General features: G+C 70.5%; 16 protein-coding genes. 7 read left to right on the forward strand and 9 right to left on the reverse strand.

The features are described 5' to 3' along the window. Positions 1-67 precede the first annotated feature (67 nt). Entirely contained in the window at positions 68-235 is a 168-nt protein-coding gene (locus ACTOQ1_RS03765; protein ID WP_362682527.1) for a hypothetical protein, read from the reverse strand. Between the two features lie 211 nt (positions 236-446). Between ACTOQ1_RS03765 and ACTOQ1_RS03770 the strand changes: the two genes are divergently transcribed. Next, entirely contained in the window at positions 447-2,561 is a 2,115-nt protein-coding gene (locus tag ACTOQ1_RS03770; protein ID WP_440064429.1) for an ATP-binding protein, read from the forward strand. 6 nt (positions 2,562-2,567) lie between these two features. Here the strand turns inward: ACTOQ1_RS03770 and ACTOQ1_RS03775 are convergent, their stop codons facing one another. Next, complete coding sequence (locus ACTOQ1_RS03775) at positions 2,568-3,563, reverse strand: 4-epi-cubebol synthase (RefSeq protein ID WP_440064431.1); 996 nt, start codon at positions 3,561-3,563, stop codon at positions 2,568-2,570. A gap of 71 nt (positions 3,564-3,634) precedes the next feature. Beyond that, positions 3,635-4,027, reverse strand: coding sequence for an ankyrin repeat domain-containing protein (locus ACTOQ1_RS03780; RefSeq protein ID WP_440064432.1), 393 nt, complete (start codon positions 4,025-4,027; stop codon positions 3,635-3,637). Between the two features lie 102 nt (positions 4,028-4,129). Here ACTOQ1_RS03780 and ACTOQ1_RS03785 point away from each other — a divergent pair, with 102 nt between their 5' ends. Both ACTOQ1_RS03785 and ACTOQ1_RS03790 read left to right on the forward strand, forming a co-directional pair. Beyond that, complete coding sequence (locus tag ACTOQ1_RS03785; protein ID WP_440064434.1) at positions 4,130-5,038, forward strand: proteasome assembly chaperone family protein; 909 nt, start codon at positions 4,130-4,132, stop codon at positions 5,036-5,038. An 81-nt stretch (positions 5,039-5,119) separates the two neighbouring features. Next, positions 5,120-6,181, forward strand: a complete 1,062-nt coding sequence (locus tag ACTOQ1_RS03790) for a Gfo/Idh/MocA family oxidoreductase (protein ID WP_440064436.1) — start codon at positions 5,120-5,122, stop codon at positions 6,179-6,181. Positions 6,182-6,314: 133 nt separating this feature from the next. Here ACTOQ1_RS03790 and ACTOQ1_RS03795 read toward each other — a convergent pair whose 3' ends face one another. After that, positions 6,315-7,112 (reverse strand): tyrosine-protein phosphatase, encoded by a 798-nt coding sequence (locus tag ACTOQ1_RS03795; RefSeq protein WP_440064437.1) that lies wholly within the window; start codon positions 7,110-7,112, stop codon positions 6,315-6,317. A 160-nt stretch (positions 7,113-7,272) separates the two neighbouring features. Between ACTOQ1_RS03795 and ACTOQ1_RS03800 the strand changes: the two genes are divergently transcribed. Continuing rightward, the gene (locus ACTOQ1_RS03800; RefSeq protein WP_440064438.1) at positions 7,273-8,145 is read left to right on the forward strand and encodes a hypothetical protein; all 873 of its coding nucleotides are present in this window, start codon (positions 7,273-7,275) and stop codon (positions 8,143-8,145) included. Positions 8,146-8,570: 425 nt separating this feature from the next. On the opposite strand, the gene ACTOQ1_RS03805 is transcribed toward ACTOQ1_RS03800, so the two are convergent. Next, entirely contained in the window at positions 8,571-10,670 is a 2,100-nt protein-coding gene (locus ACTOQ1_RS03805) for a M6 family metalloprotease domain-containing protein (protein ID WP_440064439.1), read from the reverse strand. Between the two features lie 142 nt (positions 10,671-10,812). Here ACTOQ1_RS03805 and ACTOQ1_RS03810 point away from each other — a divergent pair, with 142 nt between their 5' ends. Then, on the forward strand, positions 10,813-11,880 hold the full coding sequence (locus ACTOQ1_RS03810) for an amidohydrolase family protein (RefSeq protein ID WP_440064440.1): 1,068 nt from the start codon (positions 10,813-10,815) through the stop codon (positions 11,878-11,880). Between the two features lie 116 nt (positions 11,881-11,996). On the opposite strand, the gene ACTOQ1_RS03815 is transcribed toward ACTOQ1_RS03810, so the two are convergent. Next, entirely contained in the window at positions 11,997-12,413 is a 417-nt protein-coding gene (locus ACTOQ1_RS03815) for a MarR family winged helix-turn-helix transcriptional regulator (protein ID WP_440064441.1), read from the reverse strand. 78 nt (positions 12,414-12,491) lie between these two features. Here ACTOQ1_RS03815 and ACTOQ1_RS03820 point away from each other — a divergent pair, with 78 nt between their 5' ends. Further along, positions 12,492-14,270, forward strand: coding sequence for an ABC transporter ATP-binding protein (locus tag ACTOQ1_RS03820; RefSeq protein WP_440064442.1), 1,779 nt, complete (start codon positions 12,492-12,494; stop codon positions 14,268-14,270). Between the two features lie 56 nt (positions 14,271-14,326). Here ACTOQ1_RS03820 and ACTOQ1_RS03825 read toward each other — a convergent pair whose 3' ends face one another. Then, complete coding sequence (locus tag ACTOQ1_RS03825) at positions 14,327-15,106, reverse strand: arylamine N-acetyltransferase family protein (protein ID WP_440064444.1); 780 nt, start codon at positions 15,104-15,106, stop codon at positions 14,327-14,329. Positions 15,107-15,297: 191 nt separating this feature from the next. Here ACTOQ1_RS03825 and ACTOQ1_RS03830 point away from each other — a divergent pair, with 191 nt between their 5' ends. Continuing rightward, positions 15,298-15,651, forward strand: a complete 354-nt coding sequence (locus tag ACTOQ1_RS03830) for a hypothetical protein (RefSeq protein ID WP_440064446.1) — start codon at positions 15,298-15,300, stop codon at positions 15,649-15,651. A gap of 195 nt (positions 15,652-15,846) precedes the next feature. Here ACTOQ1_RS03830 and ACTOQ1_RS03835 read toward each other — a convergent pair whose 3' ends face one another. Both ACTOQ1_RS03835 and ACTOQ1_RS03840 read right to left on the reverse strand, forming a co-directional pair. Continuing rightward, entirely contained in the window at positions 15,847-16,074 is a 228-nt protein-coding gene (locus tag ACTOQ1_RS03835) for a DUF397 domain-containing protein (RefSeq protein ID WP_440064448.1), read from the reverse strand. A gap of 134 nt (positions 16,075-16,208) precedes the next feature. Continuing rightward, positions 16,209-16,709: a DUF5753 domain-containing protein gene (locus ACTOQ1_RS03840; RefSeq protein WP_440064449.1), complete on the reverse strand. Its 501-nt coding sequence runs from the start codon at positions 16,707-16,709 to the stop codon at positions 16,209-16,211. Between the last annotated feature and the right edge of the window lie 84 nt (positions 16,710-16,793).

Here is a 16,793-nt window from a genome sequence, read left to right on the forward strand (position 1 = left end):
CTCACGGCGGGGCGGCTCACGGGGCGGCTCACGGCGGGGTTCCCATGTCGGGACCCCGCCCGCGGGGTCATCCCCAGTGGGGAGGGCGGTCCTCGATCAGGCGGGCGTCGTCGTCGGCCTCGCGCCACTCGCTCCAGCCGAGATCGGTGTCGTCGGCGGTCTGGTCGGGCAGGATCGGCAGCCCGTCGTCGGCGAGATCGACGGGACGCAGGTCATCGGGTTCGCGCACTGTCACGCGCTCCATGCTAGCCACCCGCGCCGCCCGCGCCCTCCCTCCCGCGGAAAGGTCGCCCTTCGCCCTCGGAGAAAGCCCGGCCCGGGAGAAGATCCGTTTCCTCCCCGGCCGTCCTGAAAGCCCGGCCCCGTACCCCGTGACGCCGGGGACAGGCGGGAGCCCAGACGGTACGATGCGGTGGCAGGTTCCGGCTATCCCCCCGTGAGGCGCCATGACAACGCCAGCAGGATGGCGGCGAGACGGCAATCTGCCCAACGAGCTGACCAGCTTCGTGGGGCGCACCAGGTTGCTCACCACACTCCGGCAGCGGCTGGGCGAGCACCGCCTGGTCACGGTGACCGGCATCGGGGGCGTCGGCAAGTCCCGCACCGCCCTGCGGATCGCGCACCAGATGCGGGGCGACTTCAAGGACGGCGTCTGGTTCGCCGACCTGGCCCGCCTCCAGGACTCGGGCATGGTCCGCCACACGATCACCTCGGCCCTCGGGATCGCCGACCAGTCCGCCCGCTCGGCGGACGAGACGCTGGTCGAGTGGCTGGGCGACCGCGAGATCCTCCTGATCATCGACACGTGCGAGCACCTGGTCGACGCGTGCGCCGCCCTCTTCGAGGACCTGCTCGGCAACGCCTCGGGGCTGACCATCCTGGCGACCAGCCGCCAGTCGCTGAACGCCAGGGGCGAGCACACGGTCACCATCCCGCCGCTGGCCGTTCCCGGCGACTCCCCTGGCGAGGACGTCTTCACCAACGAGGCGGTGCAGCTCTTCGTCGCGCGGGCCAGCGCGGTGGTGCCCAACTTCATGCTGGACGAGTACAACGTCGGCCCGGTGGCCGAGCTCTGCCGCCGCCTCGACGGCATCCCGCTCGCCATCGAGCTGGCCGCGGTCCGGATGCGCGCCCTGTCGGTGGAGCAGATCCTCGGCCTGCTGGCCGACCGGTTCAGCCTGCTCGCGGGGGCCAGCCGCACGGCGCTGCCCAGGCACCAGACGCTGCGGGCCGCGATCGGCTGGAGCCACGAACTGTGCGAGCCGGCCGAGCGGCTGCTGTGGGCGCGGCTGTCGGTCTTCGCCGGAGACTTCGAGCTCGACGCCGCCCGCTACGTCTGCTCGAGCGACAGCCTCCCGTCCGAGGACATCATGGAGCTCATCTCCAGCCTGGTGGAGAAGTCGATCCTGCTGAGCGACGGCACTCCCTCGGGGCACCGCTACCGGCTGATCGACACCCTGCGGCAGTACGGCGAGGAGTGGCTGGACAAGCTCGGCGAGACGGCCGCGATCAGGGAGAAGCACCGCGACTACTACCTGCAGCTGGCCAAGCGGAGCGAGGACGCCTGGTCGGGCGCCCGCCAGGTCTACTGGTACGTCAGGATGCGCCACGAGCACGACAACATCCGCGTCGCGCTCGACCACTGCCTGCGCACCCCCGGCGAGGTGCAGGCGGGGCTGAAGCTGCTGTCCTCCCTGTGGTTCATGTGGGTGGCCTGCGGGCTGGCCCGCGAGGGCAGGCTCTACCTGGAGAAGACCCTGGAGCTGGCGCCCCAGCCGAGCCCCGACCGGTGCAAGGCGCTGTGGGTGCTGTCTTACATCAACAGCGCGCAGGGAAACATCACCGGCGCCATCGAGGCGGCGGAGCAGTGCAGCTCCGACGCCGTCAGGGTCGGCGACTCGGGCGCGGTCATCCTGGCCACCAAGATGCTCGGCACGGCCGCGTTCCTGCAGAACGACCTGCAGAAGGCGAGCGCGCTGCTGGGCGTGGCGATCGAGTTCCACAAGAGCGGGCGCGAGCTCAACCCGGGCCTGCTGCCCTCGATCGTCGAGCTGTCCATGGTGCTGCTCATCCAGAACGAACCGGCCGAGGCCGAGGTGCTGCTGCGCGACTGCATCGCGGTCTGCACCCAGCGCGGCGAGCTGTGGCTGCGCTCGTACGCCATCTACGCGCTCGCCAGCGTGTACCAGGCGATGGGCCGCTCCCCCGAGGCCATGTCGAACGCGCGCGAGGCGCTCCGGCTCAAGCGCTACTTCCACGACGTGCTCGGGATCGGCCTGGCGATCGAGGTGGTGGCCAAGCAGGCGCTGGAGGACGGCCAGGCGGCGCTCGCCGCCCGGCTGATGGGCGGCGGCCAGGCCAACTGGCGGACCTTCGGGATGCCACAGCTGGGCTCCCCGTTCTTCAACTCCGAGCACGACCGCTGCGTCAAGGAGTGCAAGCGCGTCCTCGGTGAGGAGGCTCACGAGAAGGCCTTCGCCCAGGGCAGGAAGCTGAACCTGGAGGAGCTGATCGTCCTCGCGCTCGGAGACCACGAGGACGGCCAGGTCCTCCAGGGGTGAGCTCGTTCATCCCGCGGGGGGCTTCGGCGCCTCCTGCTGCCAGGCGCCCGTGTAGCGGGAGCTGGTCAGCGAGTAGTCGACGCTGCCGCTGATCCAGAACTCCAGGCCGCGCACGTAGGCGAGCACCGCCTCGGAGCCGAGCGCCTCCAGCGAGGGGCGCAGCGCCACCATGTCGGCGATGGCCCGGTTGCGCATGGCTCCGATCGCCTCCATGGCCTGCTGCCGCGAGTAGCCCCGGTGCCTGGCGAGCACGCTCACCAGGTTGTTGCGGGAGTTGGCGCTGTCGCTCTCCTTAGCGTACGAGATGAGGTCGTTGTCCCAGACGACGACGTCGTTGGCGCTCTCGGTGATCGCCTTGACGTCGGGGTGGCGCCACTCCTCGGGGGTGAGGCTGCATCCGCTGGCGAGGTCGATGAGGGCGAAGACGGTGAGCATGGCGCCGGTACGCCGCCGCATGAAGATGTAGTCGTCCACCTTCGGCACGACGTCGGCCTCGCGGTTGGCGGCCTCCCACACCTGGGCGAAGAGGTAGTCCTTGGTGACGGCGCGCCAGCGGTCGAGCTGGTCGTCGTCGCCGTACGTGGAGATCCTGGTCTTGATCTCCAGGAGCGCCCCGGCGAAGACGTCGTCGACCTCCTGGCCGGCCTCCAGGTCGTCGAGGACGGTGAAGAGGCGGGGCAGGGCGCGGGTTATCTCACCGGCGCCGCGGCCCGACTCGCAGAAGGCGTCGTCGAAGGCGAACAGCCACACGCACCAGTCGGTCGCCAGGCGGAGCGTGTGGTGTTCGGCATAGGGGTACGTGCGGGCTCCCAGCCAGCCGTACTTGGCTTGACGGTAGCGCTCGACGGTCTCGGCGTCCTCCAGGATGCCCCTGTCGACGAGCCAGTCGAGGGTCTCGGCGTTGACCCTCTCGACATGGGGGTTGACCTCACTGGGGAAGGGACAGGGTAACGGGGGGATGCGGAGAGATAGGCCTGACCTACGCTTAGTAGTAGTTCCCACCACCCCAGGATGGCTGAAGGTGGCCCGTTTTCCTATACATCAGGAAACACCTGGATATCGTGGTTTCTGAGTTATCGCGCGAACCATTCCAGGTATTCGTGCTGGCCGAACATGCGGGCCGCGTCCGCCGCCGAGGGGGTTCCGGCGTGCGGATCGGCCCCGGCCTCCAGAAGTGCCCTGATCACGTCGGGTTCCTTCTTGAAGACCGCGCCCGCCAGCGGCGTCTGCCCGCGGTCGTTGGCCCTGCCGGGGTCGGCGCCCAGCTCGGTCAGTGCCCGGACCGTTTCCGCGTGGCCGTGGTAGGCGGCGAGCATCAGCAGTGTGTCGCCCCTGTCGTTGGTGAGATCGACCGGGACCCCTGCTCCGACGTAGGCTCGGAGTCGCTCCGTCTCGCCGGACCTCGCCAGGTCGAACAGACGGGTCGCGAACTCCTCGAGCTCAGGGTCAGACTGCATGTGACCCATTGTGCCCCGGTAGGGTGCCGTGTGATCGCCGAGGGTAGGCGGAATTCAGCGGACCCCCCGCGGGTTGAGCTGAAGAGACGACCGACGAAAGGCTGGAAAACGGTGTTCGACCCGACGGATCTCTACCGGCTCAGCGGAGACGTCCCTGAGCTGACCGATCCGGTGCTGCTCTACCACTTCGACGGGTTCGTGGACGCGGGCGGCGCCGGGCGGCTCGCCATCACCCACCTGCTCGACGAGCTGGAGCACCGGGTCGTCGCGACCTTTGACGTGGACCGTCTGCTGGACTACCGCTCCCGGCGGCCCACCATGACCTTCGACACCGACCACTGGGTGGACCTGGAGAGCCCCGAGCTGTCGCTGCACCTCCTGCACGACACCACCGGAACCCCGTTCCTGCTGCTCAGCGGCCCCGAGCCGGACCGGGAGTGGGAGCTGTTCACCGCCGCCGTCGGCACGCTGGTCACCCGGCTGAACGTCGGCAGGCTGGTGACCGTCCACGGCATCCCGATGGCCGTCCCGCACACCCGCCCGCTGGGCGTCACCGGCCACGCCAGCCGCCCCGAGCTGGTCACCGGCCAGACCAGCGCCTTCGGCAAGGTCCAGGTGCCCGGCAGCGTCGCCTCGCTGATCGAGTTCCGGCTCGGCGCCAAGGGGCACGACGCCCTCGGCTACGCCGTGCACGTGCCGCACTACCTGGCCCAGGCCGAATACCCGTCGGCCGCGGTGACCGCCCTGGAGGCGGTCACCAGGAGCACCGGGCTGGTGTTCCCGCTGGAGGGCCTGCGCGAGGCCGCGGAGAAGACCGACGCCGAGATCGCCGAGCAGATCCAGGCCTCCCAGGAGCTGTCCACCGCCATCACCGGCCTGGAGCAGCAGTACGACGCGTTCGCGGCGGGCTCCGAGCGCGAGAGCCTGATGGCCGAGTCCTCGGAGATGCCGACCGGCGACGAGCTCGCCGCCCAGTTCGAGGCGTTCCTGGCCGAGCGTGACGAGCAGCGCGGTGACTGAACTCCACGCCGGGGACGGGACGGGGCACCCGCACGAGACCCTGACCGCCGGCACCCCGTCCACCGGTTCCCTGGCCGCGCGATGACCGACCTGCGCGTGGGCCTCGTCGGGTACGGGGTGGCAGGGGCGTTCTTCCATGCCCCGCTGATCTCCGCGACGCCCGGCCTGAGACTGTCCGCGGTGGTCACCGGTGACCCGGAGCGGGCCGCCGAGGTGTCGGGGAAGTACGGCGCGCGAGCGGTCCGGGACGCGGCCGAGCTCTGGGACTCCGTCGACCTGGTCGTGATCGCCTCCCCCAACCGCACGCACGTCCCGCTGGCGGAGGCGGCGCTGAAGGCGGGCCTGCCGGTGGTGGTGGACAAGCCGCTGGCCGCGACCGCCGCGCAGGCGCGCGCCCTGGCGGAGCTGGCGCGCGATCTGGGCCTGATGCTGACCGTGTTCCAGAACCGGCGCTGGGACGGCGACTTCCTCACGCTCGGGCGCCTGGTCGCGGCGGGCGAGCTGGGCGAGGTCACCCGGTTCGAGTCGCGTTTCGAGCGCTGGCGGCCGGTGCCGAAGGGTGGCTGGCGCGAGACGGGCGGGACCGAGGAGGTCGCCGGACTGCTGTACGACCTCGGCAGCCACCTGGTCGACCAGGCCCTGCGGCTGCTCGGCCCGGCCGTCGACGTCTACGCCGAGTCGGACGTGCGCCGCTCCGGGGTGAACGCCGACGACGACACCTTCATCGCCGTCTCCCACGCGAGCGGGGCCCGCTCGCACCTGTGGGTCAGCGCGGTCACTCCCCGGCTGGGGCCCCGCTTCCGGGTGCTCGGCTCGCGGGCGGGCTACCTGAAGTACGGCCTGGACGTGCAGGAGGAGCAACTGCGCGCCGGTCTGACCCCCGCCTCCCCCGGCTTCGGCGAGGAGCCGGCCGAGCGGTGGGGCACTCTCGGCGCGGGCTCCGGTGACTCCGGTGGCGATGCGCGTGCCGTCCCCACGGAGCCCGGCGCCTACGCCGGCTTCTACCGGGCCGTGCTGGCGTGCCTGCGCGAGGGCGCCCCGCCACCGGTCGCCCCCGAAGAGGTCGTCGAGGCTCTCACCGTGCTGGAGGCCGCCCGGCATTCGGCCGCCGAGCGCCGGGTCGTCGTCCTGGAGAACCCCTAGCCGAGCGGACGGGCTCGACCTGGAGAACCCCTGGTTCGCACGGGCGGGCCCGTCCTGCCGGAGAACCGCTGCCCGCGAGCGGGTTCGCCCCTGGAGAACCGCCACGCGCGGGCGGGCTCGTCCTGGGGAACCGCTAGTCGCGCAGACGGGCGCGGAGGGTCCGCGAGTCGGCCTCGGTCCAGCCGTGCGAGGCGAGCCACTCCAGCGGGCCGCCGAACCGGTCGTCGAGGACGCTCAGGAACTGCTCCATGTACTCCGGCCTCGGGCGGTGGTCGTCGGCCGGGCGGGTGTCGAGGTCGGTGCGGTAGGTGTTGCTGGAGCGCAGCCGCACCAGAATGCCCTCGATGCGGTCGGCCGTGGCGACGTAGTCGTCGACGATCGCCTCGCGGGTGGCACCGGCGACCTCGAGCGCGAGGGCGCAGAGGACACCGGTGCGGTCCTTGCCCGCGGCGCAGTGGACGAGGGCGGCCCCCTCGTCGCGGGTCATGGCGCGCAGCGCGGCCAGCACCGAGTCGGGGCGGTCTCGGAGGTAGCCGTAGTAGAACCCGGTCACCCTGAGTTCGGCGAGATCCTCCTCGTCCCGCTCGGTCCAGGGCAGCACCTTGTCGCCCTCGATGGTGTCGGCTTCGACGTCGGTGTACACGCCGCCCTCGGCGAACAGGGTGTGGTGGTGGATGCTCACCTCCGGCACCTCGGTGAGCGGCCCCGGTCCCTCCAGGCGCACCTCGGCACCCGAGCGCAGGTCGACGACGTTGCGGAGTTTCAGGTCGGTGACGAGTTGCCGGACGTCCCGCCCGGTCAGCCCCTGCAGGTTGTCCGACCGGTAGATCCGGCCGAAGCGTGTGGTCCCGCCGTCCACCGTGGCGAGCCCGCCGAGGTCGCGGACGTTGGCGGCACCTTCGAGATCGATCCAACGCGTTAAGTCGTTCATCGCCTTCGAGTTTATACGTCGCTTTACGCCCGGGCAGTTAACACCCGGCGCCGGTTTCCGTAATTACCGATGTCCTCATATGCCATCCATAAATGCGCCATACCTCAATCTATGGGGGACAGTGGAAGGACCCGCCTGTACCCCGTCACAAGGAGGTCGCGTGGATCCGAGGAGACGCCCCCCGCACCTGCTGATCGATCCGGCCCTGCCCGACCCGATCTCCTCGGTCTTACGTGCCAGCCCGCAGGCACTGCGCGCGGCCCGGCTGGGACAGGTTCCCCGCCGCGGCGGGCCCGACCCCGTCAAACTCATCGCGATCGCCGGGCTCCTGCTGCTCATGGCGAGCCTGAGCGCCACGGTGGGCTTCATCGCCGTCCTCGTCCTGATCTCCTTCTCCGCGCTGCGCGGCCTGAGCGACGACCCCGAGAACCGGCGGGAGCGGCGGCGCGTCCGGGTGGCCATGGAGCACAAGGACAGGTTCATCCTGCCGGAGGACCTCGACGACGACTGCGGTGACCTGCTGCGCCGCACGCAGGACGCCACCGAGGCGGTCCTCAACTCCGAGATCAACCGGGCCCGCCTGCTCGACACGATCGACAACGCGGTGACCCTGCCCGACCAGACCTGGCAGATCGCCAGGAAACTGGTGCGGCTGTCGGACATGAGGTCCGAGCACAACCGGCTCGTACCGGGCTCGCCTCCGCCCGAGGTGGCCGCGGCCTTCACCCCCTACGTCAAGGCCCTGGAGACCGCCGAGATCTCACTGACCAGGCGGGTCCGCGCGCTGGAGGAGTACGCCAGGCAGGTCCGCAAGGCCGACGGCGTCTACCGCGCCTACCGGCAGCTCCAGGTGCTCGCCGAGCGGACCCCGCAGTACGAGGCGCTGGTCGCGGAGACCGCGGAGGACGCGCTCTCCCTCCCCGGGCTGGAGCACCTGACCGAGCAGGCCCAGCAGGTCAGGAAGCTGTTCCACGAGAGCATCGACGAGGCGCGCGACGCCGCCCGGCACCTGCTGACGGCCGCCGAGTCCTGACGCCCCCGGACCCCCGGCTCCGCGTACGCTCCCAGCCGTCCGCGCGGCGCGACAGCTCCAGGGTGCCGTTCATCCCCGCCTGGTTGCCGCGGCTGCGGTAGATGCTCCGGGCCTGCCGCAGGACGGAGACCGAGGCCTCCCGCTCCCCCGCCTCCAGGTGTGCCTCCCCAGGTAGCGCAGGCTCCTCGCCCGCCACCGCCGACCGGTCCAGCGGCTGCCTCGACGTGACCATCACCGCGCAGCCGGCCTCGGCCGGGATCAGGTCCTTGACCTGGTCACCGCCGGCGAGTGGACCCGCTTCTCCCGGAGCTTCCCCCGCGCGGGCGCGCCCTTCACGGGTTCGCGGGCGCCCTCGCGCGAGGTGCCCTTCACGTCACCCGGGCCCTGCCACGGCGCCCGGGTGACGCGTCCGGCCTTCCGCCGCCCTACCGCCCCAGCGCGAGGCAGGTCGCCTTGGCGGTCTTGGACGGGTCGCTCTCGGAGGTGGCGGTCAGGGTCACCTTGGCGAGGTGAGCGCCTCCCGACCCGCGCCGGGCGTTCACGGTGACCACGGTGTTCTCGCCTGAGTCGGCGGTCGCGAGCTCGTTGGGCAGCGAGGCCGTCCAGCCGCGGCCGTCGACGGTCGCCGAGAGCCGGTAGACGTCACCCTTGAGGTAGGCGCTCACGTCCTCGGGGTGCTGCCCCCGCGCCTGGGCGACCTTGCCGGTGTTGAACAGCGGGAAGCGGCAGGACGTCAGGTCCTTTCCTGACGGGACGCCGACGGACGGGAGCACCTTCACGCCGCGCCTGTTGGGCCCGGCGCCGTCCAGGGAGCGGATCGCCACCGTGTACGACAGGATGCCCTTGCGGTCGCGCTTGAGGTCGAGGACGTAGAAGTGGAGCCGGTTGGCCTGGTCCACGTACTCGAACTCCGAGCCCGAGCCGGTGCCCGCGTGGAACAGCGCGTCCGACAGCTGGCGGTAGTCGCCGACCGTGATGGGCACGGCGGTACCGTCCGGCAGCACGTAGTCGGTCATGCCGATGTCCTGCGGGTTGGCGTCGACGACCCACTCGAACGGCGCCCGGTCCTCGTTCTTGGTCTTGGCCAGCAGCACGCCGGAGTCGGGGGTGAAGGAGTCGGCGCCCATCCTGTCAACGACCTCGACGGTGTAGTTGTCATAGCCGCCGCCGTCGCAGAACGGGTCGGTGTTCGCGTCACAGGCCGGGCTGCGGTCGCCGTCCCCGAAGGCGATGTTGACCCCCGACAGGCCGGTGGGTCCCGGCTGGGCCACCCGGGCCGTCACCTTGGCCACGACGAGCCCCGACTCGGCCAGCGCCTCCCTGGACAGGCGCAGCACGTTGGCCTCGTCCACCATCTCCAGCTTGATCTTGTTGCGGAGCATGTGCTGGGCGCCCATCGAGCCGCCCGAGGTGGGCGGGATCAGCCAGCGGCTGTGCGGGCCGCCGGGGCCGTTGAAGCTGCCCCGGCTGAGCATCTCCCAGATGCCGGTGTACGCCCGGCGCGGTGGCACCCCGAACGGGTTGTTGTAGTTGTCGCCGATGCCGAGGATGTGGCTGAGCTCGTGGGCGTAGACGCCCTGCCCGGAGCTCTCGGCCTGGGTGGAGGAGCCGCCCCCGGCGTTGGGCCAGATGGACGAGGCCGAGGCCCAGGACGTCCACTCCACGTAGCGGGTCCTGGCCCAGTTGGGCAGGGCCGGGTCGGGCGGGCCGAAGTCGTCGGTCACCGCCTCCTTGGTCGGGAACTTGATCGGGCCGAACTCCTGCCAGGTGGCCGACTCGTCCTGGCCCGCGCTCAGGTAGAAGACGAAGTCGAAGCCGGCCGGGATCTCCTGGCCGACGGAGCCGACCCACGCCGCCCGCGCGTCGGTCCTGATGTTCCGGGTGCAGGTGTCGCCGGCCGGGCAGGCCGTGCCGCCCTGGAACTCCATCGCGTACTCGTGCGACTTGCCCGGCATCCGGAACGGGCCGAACGCGGTCAGCTCCACGCCGTAGCGGCCTCCCGAGTCCTCCATCCAGTACTCGTGGATGGTGTGGCCCCGGTTGAGCTCGTTGGGGGTGTTGAGGAAGTCCTTGTAGAACTGGGCGACCTGGTCGCGCGGGATGTCGTGGGCCTCGGCGCTGGGGTTCCTGAAGACGGTCGAGCCCTGGGGCTGGGTGACCACGAACGGCTGGTTGGGATAGTCGGCCAGGACGAGCGCGCCGCGGAAGGTGCGCTTGGACCCCTTGACCGCGGGGTCGGCCCAGTTGGTGCCGGGGGGCTTGCGGTAGTCGGCCCACGTCATGTGGTCCGGGTTCTTCCAGTTCTGCGGGTCGATCGGCGCCGGGCCGCCGGGGTCGGCGCGGCGCGCGGTCCCGGCCTCGGGAGCGTCCTGCTGCCAGGGCTGGGTCCGGGGCCAGTGGTCCAGGCGCCAGGGGTGTTCGGGCTCGGGGGCGGGGTCGGCGGAGGCGGGAACGGAGGTGAGGCCGATGGGGATCAGCACGATCGCGGCGAGCAGCACTTTCAGCAACCTGGGGGGTCGTATCACGCTAAAAGACGGTATAGACCGTTTTCAGATAGATCAACAATCTCCTGTCAGGAAGGTGGAGAGACGTTTGCCAGAGATGCATTTGAGATCTCCCGTCGCTCCCCTTAACCTCTCCAAAGGGGACGAACTCACGGGAGTGCCTATGTCGACGCGTGCCGGGCGGATCATCGGCACGCGCCCCCGGGGAATCGTCTCCGTTCACTGCGCCCCCCTCGTCCTGCCCGTCACGAGCCCTCCCATCAGGGACGGGGCGATCGTCGTCAGGGGCGACCGGATCGTCAGGGTCGGGCCGCGGGCCGAGATCGAGGCCGCCCACCCCCTCCTGTCCCCGACCCGCTGGCCGGGCATGATCGTGCCGGGGCTGATCGACGCGCACCTCCGGCTCGACAGGGCCGCCGCCACGCCGTCCGTCCACGGCGTCACCGCGGCGGGAGGCGTCGCCGCGGACCTCGACGCCGCCTCCACCCTCGGCGAGGCCGGGCTGGGCGGCGTGACCTACCTGGAGACCCGCTGCGAGGACGAGGAGCGCTGGGAGGACGAGGGGCGCGACCGGCTGATCACCGCGATCCGCGAGGTCGACCACCCGGGCGTCATCGGCATCGCCGCCCACTCCCCCGACCCCCACGTCATGGAGGACCTGGCCGTCCTGTCACGGACGTTCGGGCTCCGGCTGCACGCCGAGCCCGGCCGCCACCCGATCGCGTTCCTCGACGAGGTGGGGGTGCTCGGCGCGGGCTGCCACGTCGCGATCTCCGGCCCGCTGGACGAGACCGACCGCAAGCTCCTCGGTGCCCGCGGCACGGTGATCGCCATCTCGTCGCCGTTCGCCGCCGAGGGTCTCCTCGACGGCGGGAGCGCGATCGCCGTCGGCACCCGTACGGGCGGCGACCCGCTGTCGGCCGCCCGCGCGCTCTCCCACGCGCCGGGCCACGACCGGCTCCTGGTCGAGGCGGTGACGCTGGGCGGCGCGCGGGCGCTGGGCATGGCCGAGGGCCCCGGCCGCCTGGGCTCCCTGGACCGGGGCGGCCGCGCGGACTTCGCCGTCTTCGCCGTGGAGGCCGGCGAGGCCTGCGAGCGGGACGCCTACACCCTCCTGCTGCACGAGGGGCCGGGCCGGTGCGTGGCCACGTTCGTGGGCGGCCGGCCGCGCTGGCGCCTCGACCGGACCGAGGCGAAGGCCGAGGACGCGGAGACCAAGCGGCCGGCCTGACCCGGTGGCCTCTCCCCGGTCGCCCGGCCGGAGAACGACGTCGACCGGGGAACGGGCCTCGGCCCGGGACCAGACGTCGGCCCGAGAACGGGCACCGGCCTGGTCCGGACGGCGGGTTAGACGTGCTGGGCGTCGACCGCGCCCAGCAGTTCCCTGAGCCGGTCCTGCTGCTCGGCGGTGAGCACCGAGAACAGCTCCTCGGCCACCCGCCTGCGCGCCTCGCGCACCTGTTCGTACCGCTTTCGGCCCTCGCCGGTGACCACGAGCAGGGTGGAACGGCGGTTGGCGGGGTCGACCTCGCGGCGGACCAGTCCGGCCTCCTCCAGGGCGTCGACCACCGGGGTCACCGAGCGCGGCACGATCCGCAGCCTCTCGGCGAGCTGCACCATCTTCAGCGGCGGCTCGGAGTCGACGATGACCCGAAGCGCCCGCGCCTGGCCGGGGCTCAGGCCGAGCGGGCCGAGCCGCTCGCCGTACCCCCGCCGCAGTCGATGGCCCACGCCGTGCACCAGGTCGGCCAGTTCCGTCTCCACAGCGCCGAACTTATCCCAGTGTCGCCCGGAATGAATGTGAGGTAACCTCTGTTTGAGTAAACATCGCAAAGGAGTTCCATGACCAAACAAACCGGAAGTGCCGTACGGCACGAAACACCCGATATGAACGACGAACCCCGCGCGCCCCTGCGGCGCGTCGTCGGCCTGTTCCGCCCCTACCGGGGCCGCCTCGCCGTCGTGGGCGCCCTCATCGGGCTGTCCTCGCTCGTCTCGCTCGCCTCGCCGTTCATGCTCCGCTCGGTCCTCGACGACGCCATCCCGCACGGCAGGACCGGCCTGCTGACGCTGCTCGCGCTCGGCATGGTCGCGGTCGCCGTCGTCACCAGCGTGCTCGACGTCGTCCAGACGCTGATCTCCACCGGTGTCGGCCAGCGCGTCATGCACGACCTGCGCACCAGCGTCTACGGCCACCTGCAGCGCATGTCCATGGCCTTCTTCACCCGCACCCGGACCGGCGAGGTGCAGTCGCGCATCGCCAGCGACATCGGCGGCATGCAGCTGGTGGTCACCTCCACCGCGGCCTCGATGGTCTCCAACCTGACCACCGTGGTGGCGACGATCATCGCGATGCTCGTGCTGGACTGGCGGCTGACCATCGTGTCGCTGCTGCTGCTCCCCGTCTTCGTCGCGATCAGCCGCAGGGTCGGCCGGGAACGCAGGAAGATCACCTCCGAGCGGCAGCGGAAGATGGCCGCCCTGTCGTCGATGGTCCAGGAGTCGCTGTCGATCAGCGGCATCCTGCTGGGCCGGACGATGGGCCGCGGCCCCGAGCTCACCGGCCGGTTCTCCACCGCCTCGGACGAGCTGGCCGACCTGGAGGTCCGCTCCAGCATGGCCGGGCGCTGGCGGCAGTCCACCATCCAGATCATCATGGCGGCCATGCCCGCGGTGATCTACTGGGCCACCGGGCTGACCTCGGCCGTCTCCATCGGCACCGTCGTCGCCTTCACCACGCTCCAGATGAACCTGTTCCGGCCCGCCGTGTCACTGCTGCGGCTCGGCGTCGACGTGCAGAGCTCCCTGGCGCTGTTCGGCCGGATCTTCGAGTATCTGGACCTGCCGGTGGACATCCACCCCGGCACCCGCACGCCGGAGACCGTACGCGGCGAGATCCGCTTCGAGCACGTCGGCTTCTCCTACGGCGAGGCCCCGACCCTCTCGGACGTCGACCTGACCGTCCCAGCGGGCACCACCCTGGCCGTGGTCGGCGAGACCGGCTCGGGCAAGACCACGCTGAGCTACCTGCTGCCCCGCCTGTACGACGTGACGAGCGGCCGGGTCACGATCGACGGGGTGGACGTGCGCGACCTCACCTTCGAGGCCCTGGCCGAGACGGTCGGCGTCGTCTCGCAGGAGACCTACCTGTTCCACTCCTCGATCGCCGACAACCTGCGGTTCGCCAAACCCTCCGCCACCGACGAGGAGATCGTCGCCGCCGCGCGGGCCGCCCGGATCCACGACCACATCGCGTCACTGCCCGACGGGTACGACACCGTGGTCGGCGAGCGCGGCTACCGCTTCTCCGGCGGCGAGAAGCAGCGCCTGGCCATCGCCAGGACCCTGCTGCGCGACCCGCCCGTGCTCATCCTCGACGAGGCCACCAGCGCCCTCGACACCCAGACCGAGCGCGCCGTCCAGGAGGCCCTGGACACCCTGTCGCACGGCCGTACCACCATCACGATCGCCCACCGCCTGTCGACGATCCGCGACGCCGACCAGATCGCGGTCCTCGACCACGGCCGCGTCGTCGAACGCGGCACCCACGACGAGCTCCTCGCGGCCGACGGCCCCTACGCCGCCCTCGTCAACCGCGACCGCTCCCTCACCTCCGCCTGACCGAGGTCACCGCGCCCGTCCCACCCCCCGTCATCGCGCGGGCCGGGGACGAGAGCTCACGCGCCGGCGGGCGGGACCCGGTCGAGCGTGATGCCGAAATGGTCGAGGTAGGCGGGAAGGAGCTCGGTCTCGTCCAGGACGCGTTCGGTGCGCTCGCCGTCCACGGTCTGGATCAGCCTGCGGTCGCGGAGCGTGGTCCTGCCCCGGGCCGTACGCATCGAGCAGACCGGCGCCTTGGTGAAGTGCGACCGCGGGGAGGTCGCCTGCCACCAGCACATCGGGACGAAGTCCGCCAGCTCGTAGGGCCGGGCGGTCAGCCGGTAGGCCGGGTCGCCGTTGTGCGTGATGTCGAGGTCGCCGTGGTCGCCGTGGTCGCCGGGAGCGGGCGTGATCCGGAACACGCCCCCGCCGTCCTTCTGCTCCGCGCGCTCGTCGAGCCGCAGCGGCTCGTCGGCGAAGTCGCCGAACCCGACGTCGACCAGCCACGGCTCGTCGAGATCGACGCGGAGCACCAGGTGGTCGAAGAGCGGCCCCGGCACGCTGCCGTTGAAGCCCCTGGCGGCCAGCAGCGTGACCCGGTAACCGAGGCCGGTCAGCAGCTCGGCGAGCAACCCGTTCAACTCGTAGCAGAAGCCCCCGCGACGACGGCCGACGACCTTGTCGAACAGCGCGTCGGGTTCGAGGGAGATGGCCTCACCGAGATGGATGCTCAGATTCTCGAACGGCACCGTCCTCAGGTGCGCGAGCTGCAGGGCCCGTAGGCTCCGAACATCCGGCTCCGCAGGCCGGGTGACGCCTAATCTGTCCAGATAATGAGTGATCTGCGACTCGTCCATGGGGCAAGCAAACCACGTTCCGGTGCCCGCCGGATTCCACCACCGACAAAGCAAGGTCGCGTATCGCCTCCGGCGTGAACTTCGGTGTCCTGGCATGGGCCTCGAATTCGTCGACAAGGTCTCCCCTGTCAAAAGCAAGCGTTGCGTGGTACGACATATGAGTAGATTCACCTCAGAACGAGAGTCATTCCATGCGCAGGAAGCTCCGGTCAGCGGTCGCCACTCTCCCATTCGCCCTGCTGCTGGTTCTCACCGGCGGTGCGGCGTCGAACGCTCAGGCAATCACCTCACCGGCGGTCTCGGCGTGGGACTGCGATCCGGGTGGCAGCCTCATGTGGTGCGCGATCACCGTGGAGGGTGGCGTCACCCCGTATACGTACGAGTGGTACAAGGACGGCGTCCACAAGGCGCAGTTCACCGGCCACGTTCTGCGACTCGGCTGCACTCCTGGCCGCGACGTGCGAATCGACGTGGTGGTCACCGACGCGATCGGGCAACGGATCTCGGCGTGGGCCGTCTGCACGTGCGTGCGGGACTGGCAGTAGCTTCGCCTTCCCGTGGCAGCTGTTCCAGCGAGTGGCAGCGGCGGCACCTTCCGTCCCCGGTATCCGGTCATCTCCAGGGGCCGTTCGAGCGCGTCTTGGCCGATGATCGCTCGTTGACGTGAGACATGGAGACGTTCATGCGGCAGCTCGTGACGCCGCCCGCACCACGGCGGGCTCAGGCCGCCGTCGCGCGTCTCACGTGGTGGAGAAGTCGAACTCGCCGTCCTTGACGCCGCCGACGAACGCCTCCCACTCGGCGCGGGTGTAGACGATCACCTCGCCGTCGGGCCGGTGACTGTGCCGTACGGCGGCCCGCCCGCTGCCGTCGCCCAGCGGCCCGGCCTCGACGCAGTTCCCGCCACCGTTGTCGCTCTTCGTACTGATGTGCCAGGCAACGTGGGCCAGGTTCGTGGAATCAGGCATTTCACGCCCTTTCCTCGCGTTCACCGCAATAGTTCCTCTGCTATCGCAGAGATCAGCACAGCTGACTCCTCAGGAGGCAGAGCCAGCTCCTGCAGTTCACCGTACGTCCGCATGAAGCGCTGAGTATCTGGCGATTAAATATAAATAGCCCCTTTAGGGGTCTCCGCGTAGCCGACCTCGGGAAACGGCTCTTCCATCGTGAGAATTCGGAACGCGCCGCTTGGACTGGCAGGCGCCCCGGCGCTGAACGGCAGGACGCGGATCTCGATGTTCGGCCGGACGGCATGCCTGGCCAGTTCCTCGAGTTGCGTCGCCAGACATACGGCACCACCGATCTGCCTGCGCACTACCGACTCGTCGATGATCGACAGCAAGCGGGGTGGGTCGTCTCCTGCGAGAATCCCTTGACGAGTCGCGCGGAGCTCGACCCAGCGATCGATCCGCTCGCCTTTCGCGTCATACTCAGCCGCCGTGATCGCCGCTCGCGCATATGCCGAAGCGTGGAGCGGGCGCTGGCTTGACTGATGGCCTATCGGCGGCTGGCCCGTGATTATGAGCGCCGGCCACCGATCAGCGAGGCGATGATCCGCTGGGCCGTGATCAACATGCTGGCACGGTGCATCACCCGAGGCCACCTCGCCGATCGGCCCGGACGCCCCCTCACACGAGCCCGCCGAACGAAATGATCACCACTCAAACACGCAGTCAGAACTAAAAGG

This window comes from Streptosporangium sp. OZ121 (assembly GCF_051918885.1).
In the GTDB taxonomy this organism is placed as follows: domain Bacteria; phylum Actinomycetota; class Actinomycetes; order Streptosporangiales; family Streptosporangiaceae; genus Streptosporangium.